The sequence below is a fragment of the Shinella sp. OV683 genome (assembly GCF_057787725.1).
This window is the reverse complement of record NZ_CM173543.1, coordinates 4,840,471-4,860,997: the sequence shown is the minus strand read 5'-3', so window position 1 is coordinate 4,860,997 and position 20,527 is coordinate 4,840,471. Positions and strand designations below refer to the sequence as shown.

Annotated in this window: 22 protein-coding genes; 6 read left to right on the top strand and 16 right to left on the bottom strand. The window is 60.3% G+C overall.

Features of this window, described 5'->3' with window-relative positions; all coding sequences use genetic code 11:
* Positions 1-11: 11 nt before the first annotated feature.
* Both ACXHRN_RS23480 and ACXHRN_RS23475 read left to right on the top strand, forming a co-directional pair.
* On the top strand, positions 12-485 hold the full coding sequence (locus ACXHRN_RS23480) for a MarR family winged helix-turn-helix transcriptional regulator (protein WP_488638695.1): 474 nt from the start codon (positions 12-14) through the stop codon (positions 483-485).
* Positions 482-925, top strand: a complete 444-nt coding sequence (locus ACXHRN_RS23475; protein ID WP_488638694.1) for a hypothetical protein — start codon at positions 482-484, stop codon at positions 923-925. The genes ACXHRN_RS23480 and ACXHRN_RS23475 overlap by 4 nt, the downstream gene beginning before the upstream one ends.
* A gap of 17 nt (positions 926-942) precedes the next feature.
* Here the strand turns inward: ACXHRN_RS23475 and ACXHRN_RS23470 are convergent, their stop codons facing one another.
* Together ACXHRN_RS23470 and ACXHRN_RS23465 are read right to left on the bottom strand one after the other, a co-directional pair.
* Entirely contained in the window at positions 943-1,476 is a 534-nt protein-coding gene (locus ACXHRN_RS23470) for an NADPH-dependent FMN reductase (protein ID WP_488638693.1), read from the bottom strand.
* 5 nt (positions 1,477-1,481) lie between these two features.
* Positions 1,482-2,867 (bottom strand): GH1 family beta-glucosidase, encoded by a 1,386-nt coding sequence (locus ACXHRN_RS23465; protein WP_488641995.1) that lies wholly within the window; start codon positions 2,865-2,867, stop codon positions 1,482-1,484.
* A gap of 212 nt (positions 2,868-3,079) precedes the next feature.
* Between ACXHRN_RS23465 and ACXHRN_RS23460 the strand changes: the two genes are divergently transcribed.
* Genes ACXHRN_RS23460 through ACXHRN_RS23450 form a run of 3 tightly spaced genes read left to right on the top strand, consistent with a single transcriptional unit; the run spans position 3,080 to position 4,390 of the window.
* Complete coding sequence (locus ACXHRN_RS23460) at positions 3,080-3,667, top strand: TetR/AcrR family transcriptional regulator (protein WP_488638692.1); 588 nt, start codon at positions 3,080-3,082, stop codon at positions 3,665-3,667.
* Positions 3,657-4,022 carry a nuclear transport factor 2 family protein gene (locus tag ACXHRN_RS23455; RefSeq protein WP_488638691.1) on the top strand — a complete coding sequence of 122 codons (366 nt, stop codon included), beginning with the start codon at positions 3,657-3,659 and terminating at the stop codon, positions 4,020-4,022. Before ACXHRN_RS23460 ends, ACXHRN_RS23455 begins: the two co-directional genes overlap by 11 nt.
* A complete protein-coding gene (locus ACXHRN_RS23450) occupies positions 4,019-4,390 on the top strand; it encodes a TfoX/Sxy family protein (RefSeq protein WP_488638690.1) in 372 nt (123 codons plus the stop codon). Before ACXHRN_RS23455 ends, ACXHRN_RS23450 begins: the two co-directional genes overlap by 4 nt.
* Positions 4,391-4,405: 15 nt before the next feature.
* Here the strand turns inward: ACXHRN_RS23450 and ACXHRN_RS23445 are convergent, their stop codons facing one another.
* The 5 genes from ACXHRN_RS23445 to ACXHRN_RS23425 form a co-directional block, all read right to left on the bottom strand.
* Entirely contained in the window at positions 4,406-5,575 is a 1,170-nt protein-coding gene (locus ACXHRN_RS23445; protein WP_488638689.1) for a Gfo/Idh/MocA family protein, read from the bottom strand.
* A gap of 181 nt (positions 5,576-5,756) precedes the next feature.
* A complete protein-coding gene (locus ACXHRN_RS23440) occupies positions 5,757-6,809 on the bottom strand; it encodes a sugar phosphate isomerase/epimerase family protein (protein ID WP_488638688.1) in 1,053 nt (350 codons plus the stop codon).
* 153 nt (positions 6,810-6,962) lie between these two features.
* Complete coding sequence (locus tag ACXHRN_RS23435; protein ID WP_488638687.1) at positions 6,963-7,913, bottom strand: substrate-binding domain-containing protein; 951 nt, start codon at positions 7,911-7,913, stop codon at positions 6,963-6,965.
* A 64-nt stretch (positions 7,914-7,977) separates the two neighbouring features.
* Positions 7,978-8,988 carry an ABC transporter permease gene (locus ACXHRN_RS23430; RefSeq protein WP_488638686.1) on the bottom strand — a complete coding sequence of 337 codons (1,011 nt, stop codon included), beginning with the start codon at positions 8,986-8,988 and terminating at the stop codon, positions 7,978-7,980.
* A gap of 69 nt (positions 8,989-9,057) precedes the next feature.
* Positions 9,058-10,584: a sugar ABC transporter ATP-binding protein gene (locus tag ACXHRN_RS23425; RefSeq protein WP_488638685.1), complete on the bottom strand. Its 1,527-nt coding sequence runs from the start codon at positions 10,582-10,584 to the stop codon at positions 9,058-9,060.
* A 162-nt stretch (positions 10,585-10,746) separates the two neighbouring features.
* Between ACXHRN_RS23425 and ACXHRN_RS23420 the strand changes: the two genes are divergently transcribed.
* Positions 10,747-11,778 carry a LacI family DNA-binding transcriptional regulator gene (locus ACXHRN_RS23420; RefSeq protein ID WP_488638684.1) on the top strand — a complete coding sequence of 344 codons (1,032 nt, stop codon included), beginning with the start codon at positions 10,747-10,749 and terminating at the stop codon, positions 11,776-11,778.
* A 49-nt stretch (positions 11,779-11,827) separates the two neighbouring features.
* Here the strand turns inward: ACXHRN_RS23420 and ACXHRN_RS23415 are convergent, their stop codons facing one another.
* The 9 genes from ACXHRN_RS23415 to ACXHRN_RS23375 all read right to left on the bottom strand — a co-directional run bounded on the left by ACXHRN_RS23415 (position 11,828) and on the right by ACXHRN_RS23375 (position 20,066).
* Positions 11,828-12,046, bottom strand: coding sequence for a hypothetical protein (locus tag ACXHRN_RS23415; protein WP_488638683.1), 219 nt, complete (start codon positions 12,044-12,046; stop codon positions 11,828-11,830).
* Between the two features lie 151 nt (positions 12,047-12,197).
* Positions 12,198-13,505, bottom strand: coding sequence for a xylose isomerase (gene xylA / locus ACXHRN_RS23410; RefSeq protein ID WP_488638682.1), 1,308 nt, complete (start codon positions 13,503-13,505; stop codon positions 12,198-12,200).
* A gap of 34 nt (positions 13,506-13,539) precedes the next feature.
* Positions 13,540-14,994: a xylulokinase gene (gene xylB / locus ACXHRN_RS23405; protein WP_488638681.1), complete on the bottom strand. Its 1,455-nt coding sequence runs from the start codon at positions 14,992-14,994 to the stop codon at positions 13,540-13,542.
* Positions 14,995-15,017: 23 nt separating this feature from the next.
* Complete coding sequence (locus tag ACXHRN_RS23400) at positions 15,018-16,046, bottom strand: LacI family DNA-binding transcriptional regulator (RefSeq protein WP_488638680.1); 1,029 nt, start codon at positions 16,044-16,046, stop codon at positions 15,018-15,020.
* A gap of 123 nt (positions 16,047-16,169) precedes the next feature.
* Positions 16,170-16,646, bottom strand: a complete 477-nt coding sequence (locus ACXHRN_RS23395) for a hypothetical protein (RefSeq protein ID WP_488638679.1) — start codon at positions 16,644-16,646, stop codon at positions 16,170-16,172.
* 115 nt (positions 16,647-16,761) lie between these two features.
* A complete protein-coding gene (locus ACXHRN_RS23390; RefSeq protein WP_488638678.1) occupies positions 16,762-17,268 on the bottom strand; it encodes a DUF1993 domain-containing protein in 507 nt (168 codons plus the stop codon).
* A gap of 95 nt (positions 17,269-17,363) precedes the next feature.
* Positions 17,364-18,431 carry a nickel/cobalt transporter gene (locus ACXHRN_RS23385; protein WP_488638677.1) on the bottom strand — a complete coding sequence of 356 codons (1,068 nt, stop codon included), beginning with the start codon at positions 18,429-18,431 and terminating at the stop codon, positions 17,364-17,366.
* Positions 18,422-19,063, bottom strand: a complete 642-nt coding sequence (locus ACXHRN_RS23380) for a DUF1007 family protein (RefSeq protein ID WP_488638676.1) — start codon at positions 19,061-19,063, stop codon at positions 18,422-18,424. The genes ACXHRN_RS23385 and ACXHRN_RS23380 overlap by 10 nt, the downstream gene beginning before the upstream one ends.
* Before the next feature lie 109 nt (positions 19,064-19,172).
* The gene (locus ACXHRN_RS23375) at positions 19,173-20,066 is read right to left on the bottom strand and encodes a LysR family transcriptional regulator (protein ID WP_488638675.1); all 894 of its coding nucleotides are present in this window, start codon (positions 20,064-20,066) and stop codon (positions 19,173-19,175) included.
* Positions 20,067-20,527 lie beyond the last annotated feature (461 nt).

Sequence of the window (20,527 nt, the reverse complement as noted above, 5' to 3'; positions counted from 1 at the left end):
TGGAGACGAAGATGATAGTCCGAACTGCTGAAGCCCAGGCCTTGACCGATGTCATGCTGACGATCTTTCGCGTCAATGGGCGACTGCTCGCCCGAGGCGACCAACTGTCGGGGGCGCTTGGTTTGACCAGCGCCAGATGGCAGGCGCTGGGCGCAATAGCCCTTTCGGACCGGCCGCAGAGCGTGCCTGACGTCGCCGACCGCATGGGCATGACCCGGCAAGGCGCGCAGAAGCAGGTCAATCTCCTCGAGGGCGACGGATTGGTGGAGCCGATGCCGAACCCGCGGCACAAGCGCTCGCCGCTTTACCGATTGACCGAGGCAGGCATCGCCGCATTCGAAGACATCGACCACCGACACACCCGTTGGGCCAACCTTCTCGCCGACGGAATGTCAGAGCCGGAACTTCGGAAGGCACTCGATGTCATCGAAAGCCTCGGAGCGCGCCTCGAAGCCATAGACCCACTCAAAGCGAGCCAGCCATGAAGACCTTCCTGCATGCCGCCGTCGGCACACTGTCCATCCTCCTGGTGGCAAGCTTCCTTGCCTCCACGATCCTTGCCGAGCTGTTTCTGTCCTATCCGGGTATCGCCGCCGTCAAAGCCGGCATTGCCGCAACGATCGCGCTGCTGGTCGGCGCGATGGCAGCAACCGGAGGCAGTGGCGCCATCCTCGCGCGCGGTCGTGTGAGCCCGGTGATTAAGAGGAAGGTGCAGCGGATGAAGCTGATCGCGGCCAACGGGCTGCTGGTGATGCTGCCGTCGGCCATTTTCCTGTACTACCGTTCGGCGGCAAACCAGTTCGATGCGATTTTCTTGACTGTCCAGGTGGTGGAAATTGCCGGCGGAATGCTGCAGTTGTTCCTGCTCGGAAGGAATTTCCGCGACGGATTGAAAATGACCAGGGCCAAGAGGGTCGCGACCTGAGTTGCGTGAGCGAAGATCTAGCCTTGTTCGATCCATTCCCCAAACCGCTCGAGCGCCGCAACCATATCGGCCTGCGCCTCGGGTGCGGTAAGTGCTTGATCGATCTGATCACCTTTCTTGCCGAGCAGGTGGATCGCCATTCCCGCATGCGGCATCAATCGCACCGACATGGTCTTCAGCACTTCGCGAAGGGCGGCGTCCGAAATGTCGTTGCGGTTCGAAGCGCGCACCAGCATCACAGGTTTGAATGGTATCTCGTCGCGCGACACCAGCCAGTCTAGAGCGTTCTTCAGCCCGCCGGGAATACCATGCGCATATTCGGGGCAGGCGATGATCAGGCCATCGGCCTCGCCGACCTGGCGGGCAAAATCCAGCACCGGCTGCGGCGTCAGGTCACCCTCAAGATCGGGATTGAAGATCGGCAGGTTGCCCAAGCCTTCGAACAGATCGATCGAGACGCCGGCAGGTGCCTTGCCTGCCATCGCCCGCAGCAGCGCCGAGTTGGTCGAAACCCGGCGCAGGCTGCCTGAAATGGCCAGCAATCTTACCATGCGGCTCAGGCGGCGTTGGTCTTGGCGAAGTTGCCCTTGGGGAACTGCTGTGCCAGTTCGCTATACCACTTGCCGCTCTTCTTGACCGTGCGGACTTGTGTCTCATAATCGACATGGACGAGGCCGAAGCGCATGCGATAGCCTTCCGCCCACTCGAAATTGTCCATCAGCGACCAGGCGAAGTAACCGCGGAAGGGATAGCCCTCCTTGATCAGTTCGGCGGTCACCGAGAGATGGTCGACATAGTAGTTCAGGCGCGGCTGATCGTCGACCGAGCCGTCGGTACCAATGCCCATATTGTAGGCCGCGCCATTTTCGGTGATGTAGCATTCCGGCAGGTCGTAGGTCGCATAAAGTTCGCGCACGACGTGGCTGAGGCCCGAGGAGTCGATTTCCCAGCCGATATCGGTCTTTTCAGGATGCACGGGCGGCGCATTGACGACGGCCGGATAGGCCGCCGCCGGATCCGCATGGTGGGCGACGCGGGCAGGGGTGTAATAGTTCAGGCCCCACCAGTCGATCTTTTGCGAAATGATCTTGAGATCGTTGTCCTCGATCTTCGGCATGATGTCGCCATAGGCATCGAGCAACGGCTTCGGATATTCACCCTTGAACAGGGGTCCGAAGAACATGCCGTTGTGGAAGTCGTTGGCGCGGACAGCAGCGGCCTTGTCGGCGTCGCTTTCAGAAGCCGGGATTATCGACATGGCGTTGTAGACGATACCGACAGGCAGCTTCGGCGCTTCCGAACGGATTGCTTCGACAGCCAGGCCGTGGGCGAGATTGGTATAATGGGCTGCATGCAGGGTCGCCTGCATGTTGCGCTCGCCCGGCGCATGAATGCCGAGCAGGTGCGAGAGGATTACCGAACACCACGGTTCATTGAAAGTCGCCACCGAGTCCAGCCGGTCGCCAAGGCGACGGATCACCGTCTGTGCGTAGCGCTGAAAGGCGTAGGCGGTCGAACGCGACGTCCAGCCGCCATCGCCCATCAGTGTCAGCGGCAGGTCCCAATGATAGAGCGTCGCGAATGTCTTGATACCGCGCGCCTTGCAGCCATCGATAAGGCGGTCATAGAAATCCAGACCCTTTTCGTTGAGCGGGCCGACGCCATCGGGATAGACCCGCGGCCAGGCAATCGAGAAGCGATAGGCTTCGACGCCCAGTTCCTTGATCAGGTCAAGGTCTTCATCGAGACGGTTATAGTGATCGCAGGCAACGTCGCCATTGTCGCGGTTGTGAACACGACCCGGCATATTGGAAAATGCGTCCCATATGGACGGCTTGCGGCCATCGGCCTTCGAGGCGCCTTCGATCTGGAAAGCAGCCGTCGCAACGCCAAACACAAAATCTCCCGGAAACCGGGCGGCGAGAATTTTCGGATCCATGATGCGGCCTTCTTTGAAATTGTTTACGCCGCTTTTAAATAATTTAAATCGATTGAAAGCAGGCGACGAGGCGTTTTTAGCCCTGTCGCCCTTTAATGGCAAGTGACATTTGTCAGACTTTTATAAGGCCGCGCAGCGGCCTGCCCAGAAATTGCAGGTTGACCGGCGATTTAAAATTCTTATTCTAGAATAAGAATTTTAATAAGAGGCACGCAATGCCGCGAACACGATCCTATGATGAGACTTTGGTGCTGAAAGGTGCCGCGCGTGCATTTCGATTGCATGGCTATCAGGCCGCATCGATACGCGACCTCGAAGAGGCGACTGGCCTGAAGGCAGGCAGCATCTACAACAGTTTTGGCGACAAGGCAGGTTTGTTCGATGCTACTTTCGAGTACTACAACCACGCCGTACTGCAAGGCCGCATCGACCGCTATGCCCCCGCCGAAGCCGGACTTAAGGGGTTGCGCGATCTTTTCGTGTCCTTGATGCATGAAGCTGATGGCGAAAGCTATGGCTGCATGATTACCAACGCCGCCGTGGAACTCGATGCGTCAGGCGGTGCCTATCGGCACGTGCGCGAAGGTCTGGCAATTCTCTCGCAAACCTTTTCCGATCGCCTGCATGCGGCGTCGCGCGAAGGCAGCTTGCGGGCCAATATCGATCCCGACGTGGCAGCAGCCAAGCTGCTCGCGCTCTACCAGGGTATCCTGGTGCTTGTCCGCGCGCAGCAAGACAAGAATATCCTCGAGCGGCTTGTCGCCGCCGAATTTCTCGAACTGGAGCGTGACTATGACAGCTGAGGTTATTTGGAAGCGATATGCTGCGACCTGGTCGCTGGGCGACGAGCAACGGGAAGGTGAGCTTGCAGCCTGCCTCGCAAGCGATGCAACCTATTGTGATCCGAATGGGCTGATAGAAGGGCCGGATGGGCTTTCGGGCTACATGCGGCAGTTCCAGCACGGTGTGCCTGGAGCGCGGTTCGAGATCGGATCGGTTTTGCATCATCATGGCCGATCGATTGCGAACTGGACGCTGCGTGGACCGGGCGGCGGTGCGCTGCAGACGGGCGCAAGCTTTGCCACGATCGCCAATGATGGCCGTCTTCAGGATATCAGCGGGTTTTTCTATTCGGCGGAAGAACCTACCCAGCCATGAGCTTTGCTTCCTCGCTTGAATTGGCTCGGGAGGTCGCGGACGGCGCCAGCCGTCTCGGCTCGATCACGACCTCCCGGTTTTTTGGCGGAGCGGCGCTGAAACTGGACGGCATTCAATTTGCATTCGTGATCAAGAGCTCGCTTTACCTGCGGGTCGATGATCATGGGCGAGCCGCAATGCAAGCCTTGGGTGCCCAGCCATTCGTCTATGCAGGGGCATCGGGTCCGGTAACGGTGGCGAGCTACTACGAAACGCCTGCCGAGATCATGGATGATGCCGACAGTCTGAACGAGTGGGTCATACGTTCACACAAAGCGGCCGTTGCTCTTCGACGGGGTAAGTCATCGCGGGCAGGGCGCCCGCGATAACAGACTTTCTACGAGTCAGACTTTTACCCAGGCGCCGTTGCGCTTGGACGAAGCAATGCAGGCTTCCACGAATGCGACACCCTTCACTCCGTCCTGCACGGTGGGGTAAAGCACGTCGGGATCGACCTTCTGGCCCTTGCGCTTGGCGATGATCGCGCGCGCCGCCTCGGTGTAGATGGTTGCAAAGCCCTCAAGATAGCCTTCCGGATGGCCCGACGGGATGCGCGAGACGCGGCCTGCGGCCGGACCTGCGCCGGCACCGTTGCGGGTGATCAGCTGGCGTGTTTTGCCGAGCGGCGTGAACCACAGATAGTTCGGGTCTGCCTGCACCCATTCGATGCCGCCCTTGGTGCCATAGACGCGGACCTTGAGGCCGTTTTCATGGCCTGTCGCCACCTGGCTGCACCAGAGAAGACCCTTGGCGCCGCCGTGATAGCGCATCATCACATGCGCATTGTCGTCGAGCTGCCGACCCTTGACGAATGTGTGGACGTCTGCGGCCAGTTCCTCAAGTTCAAGGCCGGAAACGAACGCGCCGAGATTGTAGGCGTGGGTGCCGATGTCGCCGGTCGAGCCGCCGACGCCGGATTGCTTCGGGTCTGTGCGCCATGCCGCCTGCTTCTGGCCGGTCTGCTCGATGGGTTCCGCCAGCCAATCCTGCGGATACTCCATCTGCACGAGACGAATTTCGCCCAGCTCTCCCGATTTCACCATTTCACGGGCCTGACGGACCATCGGATAGCCGGTGTAATTGTGGGTGAGAATGAACAGTGCATCGGATTCCTCGGCGACCTTCAAGAGCTTCTTGGCATCAGTGAGGTTGGAAGTCAGCGGCTTGTCGCAGATGACGTGGATGCCACGACGCAGGAATTCCTTTGCGGCGGGATAGTGCATGTGGTTCGGCGTGACGATCGACACCGCCTCGATACCATCCTTGAGCTTGGCTTCACGGATCGCCATCGCCTTGAAGTCGTCATAGATGCGCGACGGATGCAGGCCAAGCTCGGCGCCCGACTGCTGCGATTTCTCGGGCGTGGAGGAAAGCGCGCCCGCCACCAGTTCGTACTGGTCGTCGATGCGGCTGGCAATGCGATGCACCGCGCCGATAAAGGCGCCCGAGCCGCCACCCACCATGCCGAGCTTGATCCGTGGCTCGCGCTTTTCCGTCGTTCCTTCGATGGCCATTCTTTCCTCCTAGGAAATTGGTTTGCTTCTACGGTGCCACGAGTCTCTTCTCCCCTCGGGGAGAAGGTGGCGGCAGCACAGGCATAACTTGTTATGCCGGGGATGAGGGGATCTAGCGAGATTGTGGCTCTCCCCTCATCTGTCCTTCGGACATCTTCTCCCCAAGGGGAGAAGAGGGATATCACAGTCCCAGCATCCGCCGGTTGGCGGCATCATCCGTACCGGCATCGGCAAAATCGTCGAATGCCTTTTCGGTCACGCGGATTATGTGCGCCTTGACGAATTCAGCCCCCTCGCGGGCACCGTCTTCGGGATGCTTGAGCGCACATTCCCATTCGACCACGGCCCAGCCGTCGAAATCATTGGCGGTCATCTTGGAGAACACGGCGCCGAAATCGACCTGGCCATCGCCGAGCGACCGGAAGCGGCCGGCGCGGTTGACCCAGCCCTGATAGCCGCCATAGACGCCTTGACGGCCGGTCGGATTGAACTCGGCATCCTTGACGTGGAACATCTTGATGCGGTCTTTGTAGATGTCGATATTGTCGAGGTAATCCAGGCACTGCAGCACGTAGTGCGAGGGATCGTAGAGCATGTTGGCGCGGGGATGGTTTTTGACCCGTTCGAGGAACATCTCGAAGGTCACGCCATCATGCAGGTCTTCGCCCGGATGGATCTCGTAGCAAATATCGACGCCATTGGCGTCGGCATGGTCGAGGATCGGCGTCCAGCGGCGGGCGAGCTCGTCAAAAGCGGTTTCGACCAGGCCGGCAGGGCGCTGCGGCCAGGGATACATGAACGGCCAGGCAAGCGCGCCGGAAAAGGTCGCGTGCGCCTTGATACCCATATGCTTCGACGCCGTCAGCGCCATCTTTACCTGCTCGACGGCCCATTCCTGTCGTGCCTTGGGGTTGCCGCGCACTTCCGGCGCCGCAAAGCCATCGAAGGCCTCGTCATAAACAGGATTGACGGCCACCAGCTGGCCCTGAAGGTGGGTCGAAAGCTCGGTGACTTCGATACCGTTCTGGCGAGCCTGGCCGAGAAATTCGTCGCAATAGTCCTTTGAGGAAGCGGCCTTCTTGAGGTCGATCAGCTGGCTGGCCCAAGTCGGCACCTGCACGCCGATATAGCCGGTATCGGCCGCCCATTTGGTGATGGCGTCCCATGAATTGAATGGCGCCACGTCGCCGGCAAACTGTCCCAGGAACAGTGCCGGACCCTTGATTGTCTTCATGCTTTCCTCCCGAAAGATGCTTCTGCAACGTTGCCGTAAACGTTTAGATAATTTCCACGGCGGGTACAACTGAGATGAATCCAGTCTGCGGAATAAATCTGCCCGGACAAGCCGGGCAGATCGATGTCATGTACTTCCGTGAGAACCGTTCGATTAGAACGGGGAATCGGGGAAGTAGAAATCCTTGGCATTGTCCTTGGTGATCAAGGTCGCATCGAGCGTGTAGCTGCCGCGAACCGGAACCTGGCCGTAGAAGTTGGCGACCGTCATTTCGAGCGCGGTGCCCACCATTGCCGGCGGATAGAGCACGTCGACCGGGATCATCTTATCGCCGTCCATGACCTTCTTGACCATGTCCTTGGAGCCGGCGCCGGCGACGACATACTGGATGTCGGTGCGCTTGGCTTGGTCGATGGCCTGCAGCACGCCGACGGCCATGTCGTCATCCTGGCACCAGACCACGTCGATCTTCGGATACTTGGTCAGGTAGTCCTGCATGACCTTGAAGGCATCGTCGCGGTTCCAGTTGCCGAACTGGCGGTCGAGAACCTTGACGTTGGAGCCTTCGATGCCCTTGTCGAAACCGTCCTGGCGCTGCTGGTCGATCGGAATCGGCAGGCCGCGGATCACGACGACCTGCGCGTCAGGCGTGGTGGACTTGATATATTCGCCGGCGGTCTGGCCGAGCGCCGGGTTGTTGCCGGCGATGTAGAGGTCACGCACCGAGTTGTCGTTGACCGAAGGCGCGCGGTCGACGATGGCGACGAACGTGCCCTTGCTCTTGACTTCCTTGATGGCGTTGACGAGCGGATCCGGATCGGACGGCAGGATCACCAGCGCGTCGATGCCCTGGGTCTCGAGGTCCTGCACGGCATTGGCCTGGCTGGCCGGATCGGGCGACGTCTTGACGATGATGTTGAGGCCCGGATGCTGTTCCATCAGCAACTTGGCGACACGCTCGGCATGGAACACCACGCCGGAGGTCCAGCCATGGTCGGCGGCCGGGATCGAGACGCCGATCGTGACCTTCTTGTCTTCAGCGTGGGCTACGCTTGTCAGCGCCATCATGGTGATGGCAGCCAGGCCCATTAGTCCTTTACGCATGTTTCTACTCTCCCAAGTGATTTCAGGTCTTCGGTGTGGCCGGGTGACCCATAAACCCGGTAACTCACGATTTCCGCATCAGCGAACGCTGTACGAGCATCGCGATGATGATGATCGCGCCCTGGATGGCCCCGATCAGATATTCGCTGATGAAATTGGACAGCAGCATGATGTTGCCGACCAGTTCGAGGATAAAGGCACCGCAGATCGTGCCCCAGACGCGCCCGGCGCCACCTTTCAGTGCGGTGCCGCCGACCACGACGGCGGTGATGGCTTGCAATTCCCAAAGGATGCCGGTGGTGGCAGAGGTCGAGCCCAGCCGCGGCACGTAGAGAAGCACGGCAATAGCGACGCAGAGGCCCTGGATGACAAAGGCGATGGTCCGGACACGGTTGACCGCAATACCGGAATAGCGTGCGACATCGCTGTTGGAGCCGACGGCAACGACATGTCGTCCATAGCGCATGCGATAAAGGACGAAGGCAGCAATGGCGGTGACCGCAAAGATCACCACAATCGGCACCGGCACGCCGAAGATGTAGCCGAAATAGGCGGGCCGATAGAGTTCCTGGATTTCCGGCGACCGTAGCGTGATCGCCCCACCCTGCGACAGCCACGTGGTCAGGCCGCGATAGATGCCCATCGTGCCCAAGGTGGCGATGAAGGGTTCAATCTTGCCGACGGTAGTGATCAGGCCGTTTGCCAGTCCGCAGGCAGCGCCAATGACGACGGCGAGCACAACGGCGGCGGTCAGCATCAGCGCCGGATCGGCAATCACGCCGGAATTCATGAACAGGATCATCAGGCTGGCGACAAAGGCCACCATGGAGCCCACTGAGAGGTCGAGATCGCCCGAAGAAATGACGAACGTCGCGCCCACCGCGATGATGGCGATGAAGGCACAGCGCGTCGCGACATTGGCGAGGTTGTTGATGCCGATGAAGTTCGGATTGACCAGGGCTCCAACGATCAAGAGCAGCGCCAGGGCCGCAAAAGGGGCTACGGCGCGCAGGTCGATATCCCGCCAGGATCGACGCCGAATGTCAGTCACTGTGGTGTCCTCGTTCACGCTCATGTCTAAAACCAGCCTCCGCCCTCTATGTCCGGGAATGTCTCTGCATTCGCCGGTAAATCACGCCTGTTTTCAGGCGACCGCCTTCTTCTTCAGTCCCGCCGAGTAGCGCATGATCTCCTGCTCGGAGATCTCGTCGCCCTCGAGTACGCCAACGATCCGGCCTTCGCGCATGACGGCCACCCGCGTGCAAAGTCCGATGATCTCTGGCATTTCGGACGAGACGACGATGATGGCGCGCCCATCGCGGGCCAACGCCGAGATGAAATGATAGATTTGCTGCTTGGTGCCGACATCGATGCCGCGGGTTGGCTCGTCGATGATGATGATCTGCGGTTCGGTCTCCATGACCTTGGCCAGCAACAGCTTCTGCTGGTTGCCGCCGGACATGCGGCCTGCGACGATATTGCCGTCGCGGACGCGGATGTCGAAGCGGCGGCGGGCCTTTGCCAGGGCCGCTGCCTCGCTGGCGGGATTGAGGTAGCCGAGCTTGCCGTGCTGGTCGAGCGACTGCAGGGTCAGGTTGGCGATCATGTTGGAATTGAGCAGCAGCCCCTTGGACTTGCGGTCCTTGGTCATGTAGGCGAGTCCGGCGCGATTGGCGGCGTGCACGTCGGCTGGCGGAATGGACTCGCCCTTGATCGTCACCTCGCCGGACAACCGCCCGCGAAGACCCGCCACGGCTTCCATCAATTCGGTGCGGCCCGAGCCGATCATGCCGGAAAAGCCGAGGATTTCGCCCTTGCGGATCTCGAAGCTTGCGTCCCGGACGTAACCGGTCGTCAGCGATTTCACGCTCAGCACGACCTCTTCATCGATATCGGGCTCGGTCTTGGCCGGATAGAGGCTGGACAGTTCGCGGCCGACCATCAGCTGGGCAATGGATTCGCCGTCGAGGATGGAGGTCGGCGATGTCTTGACCCATTGGCCGTCGCGCAACACCGTGACGCGGTCGGTCAGTTCCATGACCTCGTCGAGCTTGTGGGAGACGAAGACGAAGCTCGTCCCACTGTCACGCAGCTTGCGTACCTGTTTGAACAGGAAATTGGTTTCCTCACGCGACAGCACGGCGGTCGGTTCGTCCATGAACACGATTCGCGCGTTGCGGCTGATCGCCTTGGCAATCTCGACCATCTGCTTGTCCGCGATCGACAGCGAACTGATCATCGCGTTTTCGTCGACATGCGAACCGAGCATCTCGAGCACGCGGCGTGTCTCGGCGCGCATATGCTTGCGGTCGAGCATGCCGAAACGAGTGACCTCGCGACCGAGAAACAGGCTCTCGGTGACCGTCAGGTGTTCGGCTAGGTTGAATTCCTGGTGGATGATGACGATGCCCAACGCTTCGGCCGCGCCATTCGGCGGCAGCTTGACCGGATCGCCGTCGAGCAGGATCTCGCCGGAGGTGGGCTGTTCGAAGCCTGACAGGATTTTGACGAGGGTGGATTTGCCGGCGCCGTTTTCACCCATAAGGGCATGGATTTCACCGGCACGGAGATCGAAATTGACGCTGAAAAGGACCTGCACGCCGTTGAACGACTTGCTGATACGCCTTGCGGACAACACCACGGCGCCAGCCTCGACGATCTCCGATTCCATCAGTCCCTCCCCTACGGCTCCCATCCGTATGACAGGCTGTGTAAACCTTTACATCGGCTATGTAAAGGTTTACATTTTGGGATATCGCAGATTTTGGCCGGTCAGCCTTTGACCTCTCTGCAAGTCTGTGTAGTGTCGCGGCGATTGAGACCAAGGTGCACAGTGTCGAATTCCACGCCCGCAACAATTGAAGACGTCGCCCGGATCGCCGAGGTTTCGATCGCGACCGTTTCCCGGGCGATCCATATGCCGGAAAAAGTGGCCAATTCGACGCGGCTGAAGGTCAATCAGGCCATCGCCATCACCGGCTATACGACCAATGCGATGGCACGCAGCCTGCGACTCGGCCGCTCCAATATGATTCTCGTCGTCGCGCCCGACATCGGCGACCCCAACTTCTCCAACATTCTCGTCGGCCTCGAAAACGAGGCGCGTGCGCACGGCTACGGCATCCTGATCGGCCATACGCAGAACGACGCCCAGCGTGGGTTGGAATATCTGAAATTCCTCAATTCCAACCAAGCGGCCGGGCTGATCCTGTTCACCGGCATCCTGCCCTTCGGCCACCAGACGATGACAGCGCGCCTGCCGCCCAGCGTCGGCGTCTTCGAGCCGGTCTTCAATGGCGGCATTCCCTATGTCGGCGTCGATGACATCGAGGGCGCCCGCAAGGCGGTCGACCTGTTGCTCGCAGAGGGCCATCAGCGGATCGCCTTCATCGGTGATTCCAAGACCCGGCTTGCCTATAGCCGCCGGCGCATGGGTTATGAGGCCGGTCTGGATGCGGCGGGCATCGGCACCGATCTGCGCACTGTGCTCGAAGGTGACGGCACGATCGAAAGCGGCCGGCTGGCGCTCGAACAACTCTTCATGCGTGACACGCTGCCCACGGCCTTCATGTGCGTCAACGACCAGACGGCGATTGGGGTGATGATCGGCCTTGCCGCCAGGGGTTACGATATCCCACGCGATTTCTCGGTGACCGGCTTCGACGATGTGCCGCAAGCGAGCTTCATGACGCCATCGCTGACCACGATCCGCCAGCCGCGCACGGCAATCGGCAAGCACGCCATGGCGCTGTTGCTGGAACTGCTCGGCGACGGCCAGCCGGCCGAGACCGAAATTCTGCTGCGGCCCGATCTCGTGGTCCGCAATTCGGTTTCCGCGCCGTCCCGGCAGTGGACCAAGCGCTGATATGCGTTACGAAACGCAGTTTTCGAAATAGACGGCAATCCGATTTCGATTATTTTGCAGGTTTGAACGTCCACTTGACGACATATTCGCCGTTGCGCTTGACCTTGGTCTTCAGCTTGACCCGGACTGGTCCAGCGAGGGCAACCTCGGCCGCTTCGAAAGCGCGCCGGGCTTCTGCCATGGCATGATGATACGTGCTGTTGTCGCGTTTGGGGCTTTCCGCAAGCGCCTTGAGAAGGGCGGTCAGCTCTGCTTCATTCTCGCCCATAGATCCTTCCCGCCCCGTTGTGCAAGGTCGCCGCACATTGCCGGCTAGGCCTTCTCAAGCCCAGGCCTCCAGCTTAACGCGGGCTCTGAATTTATGCAAAGAGCCGGGAAGCTCTCACTCCCCGGCTCTTAAATCTGACTTTGGACAGCCGTCAAACGTAGCGATTGACGACGTTTTCCAGCAGCTCCTGGCGCCCCGACTTGGGTTGCGGGTTGATGTCCTTGTCCTCGACCAGCTTGGCGATGCTTTCCAGCGTCTCGCCGCCATCCAGCATCTTCTTGGCGGATGCCGAGTCCCAGCCGGCATAGCGCGCATCGAGCGGGCCCGAAAGCGCCTTGTCCTCGATCATCTTTGCGGCTGCCTTCAGGCCGCGGGCGCAGCAATCGATGCCGCCGATATGACCGATCAGCAGGTCTTCGGCGTCGATCGACTGGCGGCGCAGCTTGGCGTCAAAGTTGGTGCCACCCGTCGTGAAGCCGCCGCCCTGCAGGACCTGGTAGTAGGCCAGTGCCATTTCCGGAACGTTGTTGGGGAACTGGTCGGTATCCCAGCCGGACTGGTAGTCGTTGCGGTTCATGTCGATCGAACCGAAGATGCCGAGTGCGTTGGCAAGTGCCAGTTCGTGCTCGAATGTGTGCCCGGCCAGGATCGCATGACCCTGCTCGATATTGACCTTCACCTCGTTTTCGAGGCCGTACTTCTTGAGGAAGCCATAGACGGTGGCGACGTCATAGTCGTACTGGTGCTTGGAGGGCTCCTGTGGCTTCGGTTCGATCAGGATCGCACCCTTGAAGCCGATCTTGTGCTTGTACTCAACGACCATGTTGAGGAAGCGGCCCATTTGGTCGAGCTCGCGCTTCAGGTCGGTGTTGAGCAGCGTCTCGTAGCCTTCGCGGCCGCCCCACAGCACATAGTTCTCGCCGCAGAGCTTCTTCGTGGCGTCAAGGCAGGTCTTCACGGTCGCTGCAGCAAATGCGAACACATCCGGATCCGGATTGGTCGCGGCACCTGACATGTAGCGGCGGTTGGAGAACATATTTGCCGTGCCCCAGAGCAGCTTGACGCCGGTCTTGGATTGCTTCTCGGCGAAGTAATCGACGATCTCGTTGAGGTTCCTGGTGTTCTCGGCAAAGTTCTTGCCTTCAGGGCGCACGTCGGCGTCGTGGAAGCAATAATAGGGCGTGCCGAGGATGGTGAACAGCTCGAACGCCACGTCGGCCTTCAGCTTGGCGGCTTCCATTGTGTCCTTGAACCACGGGCGCTCGAAGGTGTTGCCGCCGAACGGGTCGGTGCCCGGCCAGGCGAATGTGTGCCAGTAGGCGACCGCGAAGCGCAGATGGTCTTCCATCCGCTTGCCGAGTACGATTTCGTCGGGATTGTAGTGACGATAGGTGAGCGGATCGGTGCTCGACGGATCGTATTTGATCTTCTGGATATTTCCGAAAAAGCCGGTTCCCATAGGTATCTCCTTCCAGGGTGGTATTTCTTGTGTGTTAAGCGGTGAGTGCCGAAATCGCCGGATAAAGCGCGCGGTAGCGCTGGTAGGCGGCTTCGTATTTCGGGTTGAGGGACGTGTCCGGATCGATCGTCTCGGCTGTTTGCGGCGGCGTGCAGACCGAAAGCGGATCGGCGCCAGTTGCCGCGATGAGGCCGAGGCGGGCGGCTCCGAAGGCTGCGCCGAAATCACCGTCGGCCGGGATATCGACCGGTACGCCAAGCGCGGTGGCGATCGATTTCAGCCAGTAGCGGGAACGCGATCCGCCACCGATGGCGGTCATCCGGGCAATGCTGGTGCCGGCGCTCTTCAATGCTTCGAGATTGTCGCGGAAGGCAAACGACACGCCTTCGACCACGGCCTGGGTCAGCACGACGCGCTCGCTTTCATGGCCGAGGCCGGTGAATACGCCGCGAATGGTGGCATCGTTGTGCGGCGTCCGTTCGCCGGAGAGATAGGGCAGGAAGGTCACCGGTCCCGGCGCTTTCAGGTCGTCGCCAAGTTCCTGTGTCAGCTCGGCGGCCGACTTGCCGGTGACGCCCGAATACCAGTTGAGCGCATCGGTGGCGCTGAGGATCACCCCCATCTGATGCCAAGTGTTGGGCAGCGCGTGGCAGAATGCGTGGACGGCGCTGGCCGGGTTGGGCAGGTAGCTGGAATTGGCGGCGAACAATACGCCTGATGTGCCGAGCGACACGAAGGCATGACCTTCGCCAACGGTACCCATGCCGCAGGCGGACGCAGCATTGTCGCCGGCGCCGCCGGCAATGACCACACCAGCGCCCATGCCCCATCTGGAAGCCAGTTCGGTCTTCAATGTGCCGGCACGCTCCGTGCCTTCGACGAGCGCAGGCATCTGCTTTTCGTCGAGATCGGTCGCGGCAAGCAACTCGCTCGACCATACCCGCCTGCCGGTGTCGAGCCAGCTTGTGCCGGCGGAATCCGACATTTCCGACATGTGTTCGCCGGAAAGCCACAGGCGGAGATAGTCCTTGGGCAACAACACCCAGCGCACGCGGCTGAAGATCTCGGGCTCATTGTTCCTCACCCATGCAAGCTTGGGAGCAGTGAAGCCCGGAAACACGATATTGCCCGTGATTGCGCGGAAACGGGGATCGGCATCAAGCATGGCCGCTTCGTGATAGGAGCGCGTGTCGTTCCAGAGGATGCAAGGGCGCAGAACCTTGTCGCTGGCGTCGAGCAGCGTTGCCCCGTGCATCTGGCCCGAAAGGCCAATACCCTTGACGGCGGCGAGTTCCGTGGGATGCGCGGTCTTCAGCCCTGCCACGGCTTCCTCGGTGGCGCGGATCCAGTCGGCCGGATCCTGCTCCGACCAGCCGGAATGCGGGCGTGAGACATCGAGCGAGCCATGTGCGGAGCCGATGATTTTCTGATTTCCATCCATCAGCATGGCTTTGACGCCCGATGTGCCGAGATCGAGACCGAGATACATTGCTTATTCTCCCTTCCGCCGCTTCACGGCAGATTATCCTTCAGGAATATGTCGAGACGAATGCGTTCCTGCGCCGCAATCACCGCCTGGCCGTCGGCCTTGGCTTTCAGCACCCGGATGGCGCTGCGGATTTCGTGGCCGGCATCCTGGTTGAGGATGGCTTCGATGAGGTCGTCCTGCAGAGCCTGCCGCGTATGCGGAGTGAGTTCATGGGCTATCACGACGGGCCGCGACGACGCGCCCTTCAGCACCTTGAGCGCCTTGATCAGGCCGCGATTGCCCGCGCCGAGACTGTAGATGCCCGCTATGCCCGCATGCATGGCGAAGGTCTGCGAGATTAGCCGATGCACGGCGCTGGGGTCGTCATGACCCTCCATCACGGGCAGGATCTCGATACGCGGATTGATGGCACCGAGCCGTTCGGAAAAGCCGGCCAGCCGGTCCCGGTGGTCGCCCACCAGCATCGAGCCGGCAATCACGGCGACCTTGCCGCTCTCCTCGCTCAGGAAACGTCCCATCAGGCTGCCGGCGGTGCGCCCCGCAGCTATGTTGTCGACGCCGACGAAATGATCGCGGCTGGAATTCGGCAGATCGGACACCAGCGTCAGCACAGTGGTTCCCGCTTCACGAAGTGCCTCGATCGCCGTATGCACCTCGGGCGCATCGACGGCAACGACCGCGACGCCCATCGGCGGATTGGCAAGCAAGCCAGTCAGGCGCCTGGCCAGCGCTGCCCCATCGAAGGCCGGCGTGTCGATGATGCGGATATCGGTGCGCTCGAGCGCAGAGCGCGTGATCGCCTCGGCAATCTCGGTCCGCAAACCAGCCATGAAGGAGTTTTCGCCCTGCGGCAGGATGAAGACGAGGGGATAGATACGGCCCTTGGCAAGGTTGGCAGCGGCCATGTCGCGGATGAAGCCGATCTTGCCGATCGCTTCCTCGACCTTGGCGCGCGTCTGCGCACGGACACCCGGCCGCTGGTTCAGAACCCGGTCGACAGTGGCGAGACTAACGCCCGCAGCTTCCGCAATGTCATGTACCGTTGGCCGCATATCTCCTCCTGGCCGCGTCTCTTACAGGAGAATTTGAGGTACGTAAATCAGAAATTTTCACGAACGCGTTTTCGAGACATTCCACGAGGCTGCACGGGTGTTTGAAGCGTTGGTCGCTTGTGCTCAGACGGGGCACATCGTGCGGACACTTTGATAGTGGTCCATCAGGTCAATGCCGAGCTTGTCAATGAAATCAACGATCTGCTTGAGGCTATGGCAGATGTCGCGGTTCTTCATATCTTCCATGTTGGCCTCGATCCGCGCCCTTTCGACGGGATCGGACAAGGGCAGCCGGGCATTCAGCGCCTCCCATTGCCTCATCGCCACGGCCATACGATTTTCGAACGAACGTATGAAGTTGATATCGTTCTGGTCGAGCCTGTTCGCCAGATCCGCATAGGTCATGACCACGCGCGCAGGCTGGGTCACCGAGGTGAGCGGCACATACTGCAGAACTTGTTTCTGAGGATCGCTGCGCAACCCCATGGAGGCAGGCTTTTCTCCACGAGTGGCCTTCCACCAGTTGTAGACCTTGTCTATGGCAGCGACCGAATTGTTGAGCAACGCGGCGGCCGTGGCGGCACTTGCAAGGTCGATCATGGCCGACTCCCGGAATGCACCTGTGCGCTGTTCGTCAGAACGGCTACATCATAAGTTAGCGGGGCGGCGGACGCAACCTGGCCCGCAACCCCGCCTCATACCGAAGAAATCGATGTCAGTCGCGGCCCATGAACACGTTCTTACCGAGCGGCATGCCGTTGTGGCGCAGGATCGCGTAGGCGGTCGTGACATGGAAATAGAAGTTCGGCAGCGCAAAGCCGAGAAGGTAGCCCTCGCCGGTGAAGTTCATCTCGCCGCGCGGAAATTTCAGCAGGATATCAGCGTTTTCGCGGCCGTTCATCTGTTCGGCCGTGACTTCGCTGATCAGTTCCAGCGTCTTGTCGATGCGGGCATGCAGCTCGGCAAAGGTGGATTCGTTGTCCGCCAGCGACGGCGAAGGCAGGCCGGCGGTGCGATAGAAGGCGCCCTTGGCATGGTCCGACGAAAGCTGCACCTGCCCGATCAGGCTGCGCATGTCGGGTGCAAGCCGGGCGTTCAGCAGGACGGACGGATCGACCTTCTTTTCAGTACAGTAGGCTTCGGCCTGGTTGAGGGCGGCCTTCAGGCCCGCAAAGCGAGGAAGGATGGACATGGTTGCGATGGCGTGGAGAGAGACTGACATGGTGTTTCCTGACAGCAAAAGAGTGAGTGGCAACGCCAATGTGTGGCCGACGCGACCGATTTGCGAGCGCCACCGACTATTTATTTCTGCCGTCCTCAGCCCTGCAGCGATGCCATCAGGAACGTGAAGCCGAAGAGAACGATCACGATAGCGCCGGCAATTTCGATCCCATTGCCGATCCACAGTGCGCGCGAGCCGGAACCCGCATAGCGGATCGCCGCGTCCTTGGCGGTAACAGCGATGGTCGCCAGGATCGAGACGGTGATCGCGGTGCCGATCGACATGAACAGCACGGACAGCACGCCGCCGAGATAAAGCCCGTTGAGGAACGAGAAGGTCAGCACGAAGATCGCGCCCGAGCAGGGACGCAGGCCCACCGCCATGATTGCCGTCCAGGCATCGGCCAGCGAAAACCTTTCGCCCGATACCATATCAGGCGAGGGTGCATGCGCGTGGCCGCAGACTTCGCAGACCTCACCGGCGCCGTGGGCATGAGCGTGCTGCAGGCCGGGACCATGCGAATGGCCATGATCGAGCCCCTCGCGAAAACTCATGCCGCCGGCCATGGCCAGCTCCGGCCCTGCCGACGCAAAGCTCGCTGCCGTCCGCCGCAGCATGCCGCGCAGCTTGCGGTAAAGCAGATAGAGACCGAAGGCCATGATCAGCGCAAACGAGGCAATCTCCAGCCAGCGCGATGCATCGGTCATGGTGATGGTGCTGCCGCGCAGGATCAGGAATCCGGCTGCGGTCACGAGGATCGCCACGCCGCCCTGTACGAAGGCCGACAGGAAGGAGATCAGCACGCCGCGCTTCAGCTCTGTCTCGTTGGCAATCATGTAGGAAGAGATGACGGCCTTGCCGTGGCCGGGACCGGCGGCGTGGAAGATGCCGTAGAGAAACGAGATGCCGACCAGCCACCAGAGCTGCCAGACATCGGTGCGCATTGCCTTCAGCGAGGTCGTCAGTGCACGGTAGAATTCCTGCTGCTTGGACTGGATGAACTGCAGCACCGGCTCGAACCACGGCATATAGTGCATCACGAACATCGAGGGTCCGGCGCCGGGCTCGACATTGCCCAGGCCGAGCGACGAGGCGTGGGCAAGGGTGGCGGTGGCCATCAGCAGCATGGCGACAATGGCGGAATTTCGGCGCATCACTGGCATGTCACCTCCGCGCGGGTCGCAAAAAGCTTCGACATATCGGTGCCGGTCGGGTCGTTGAAGAAGGCGTCGGTCAGCGTCGACTTGTTCTCGGCGATCACCTCGTCGGGATCGGGCCGGACGATGGCGCTCTTGCAGGCGTCGAACTTGCCCAACAATACCACGTCCTTGTCCGATGGAAAATCGATCGACGTATAAAGCGTGGGGTCGTAGATGCCGAAGGTCAGCTTGCCCTTGAGCGGCATGGGCGCAGCGGGCTTGATGGCAAAGAACATCAGCAGCTGCCCGTCCTTGTAATCCACATGGATCATGTCCGGCTTGCTGACACCAACCGCTTTGCCGTTGTCGGTCAGCGTCGTGTAGTAGCCGAAATCCTCAAGCGACGTCAGCACCGTCTTGCCGATCTCCGCGAGTTCGTCGGGGTCGAGCTTGAGATTGGTGTTCTTGTCGAAATCCATCAGCACGCTCGAGGAAAACACTTCGTCGAAACGCCAGACATTGTGGAGTTCGGTGACATTGCCGTCGCCGCCGGCGACGATTTCCAGCCGCGCATCGGCAAACACATGCGGGTGCGCAAAGGCCGCGGCGGGTGCGCATGCCAACATAGCCAGGAGCGGCAGGACTTTATTCTTCATTGTAAAAACAGCTATCCCTACTTCGCATGGCAGCATGCGGAACAATGAGTCGAAATTCCGGCCATCCCGCCACCTTGCGGCATTCTTTCGCATCGCAGTCCGGCAAACGTTAGACGTTCTTGCGGAACCACGCATGCAGGAAGTCGACGAAGCGCCGCACCTTGGCCGGCAGATAGCGCCGATGCGGGTAGATGGCATAGATGCCGCCGCCATGCGGCATGTATTCCTCGAGAATGACGACAAGTTCGCCGCATTCGGTTTGTGGCTTGGCGACGAAATCCGGGATCAGCGCCACGCCGAGGCCGGCAATGGCGGCGCGTGTCGAGGCGATCGGCGAATTGACCTCGATCGGGCCGGAGACCGAGACGGTCTGGCTGCCCCCGTCCGGCATCTCGAAGCGCCAGTTGTTGTAGTAGCGGCTGTTGGTGTCGACGATGCAGGGAATGTTGGCGAGATCGGCCGGCTTGGCGACATCACCGTATTTTTCCAGCAGCGAAGGCGCCACGAAACAGTGCAGGCCGAAATCACAGAGCTTCCGCGCGATCATGCCGGAATCCTCGAGCCGGGTGATGCGGATCGCCACGTCGAAGCCTTCCTCTATCAGATCGACGAACCGATCCTCGGCGATGATCTCGAGCGTAATGTCGGGATGTTCGATAGAAAAATCGATCAGCGAACGGCCGATCTCAGCGTCGACGAATGAGCGCGGCACGGAGATCTTGACGCGCCCCTTGAGATCCTGCGCACCCTCGCGGACCATGTCGGAGAGATTGTCGATCTCCTTCAGGATTTCCGATGCAGTCTTGTAGTAGGTATGCCCTGCCTCGGTCAGCGAGAACTGCCGCGTCGTGCGATTGAGCAGCAAGGCGCCAAGTTCATCCTCGAGTTCCTTGACATATTTCGACAGCAGGGCTTTCGAACGGCCGAGCTTGCGCGCCGCTGCGGAATATCCTTCCGCGTCCACCACATCGATGAAGGCGCGCATACGCGTCAGAGTGTCCATAAATCCCCATTTTGTTTTTCGGTCGAAAACCACGTTTGGCCAGTGTTTTACCATGGGAAAAAAAATTCGATAGGGGGCAAGAAAATTCTTGATTATGACGGCGAACATCCCTATTTCACCTTCAGCCCAAAGTCGCACGTGCCCATGGGTGTCCGCCGACCCTCTAAGTGGTGAGGAAATCGGTATGGTACCTGGAACTAACCGCTCCAGTCGCAAGTCCGGCCTTCCGGATAATGCGAGGACATCTGAAGCAACGACGGTGCGGGCCTTTCTGGTGTCGTCCGGCTTTCCATCAGCCGGGGTTACTGAAGAGGCACACCTTCATTGCCAAAAGTGCGGTTGGGACAACCATCCAATCTAAGGCAGACAAACTGAACAGACGCCCGCTAACGGCGCTTGCTCAAACCGCTTGACGGTTTTCCGTGATCGCGCCGGGGTCTCCATCGGCTGGTGCGTGATCG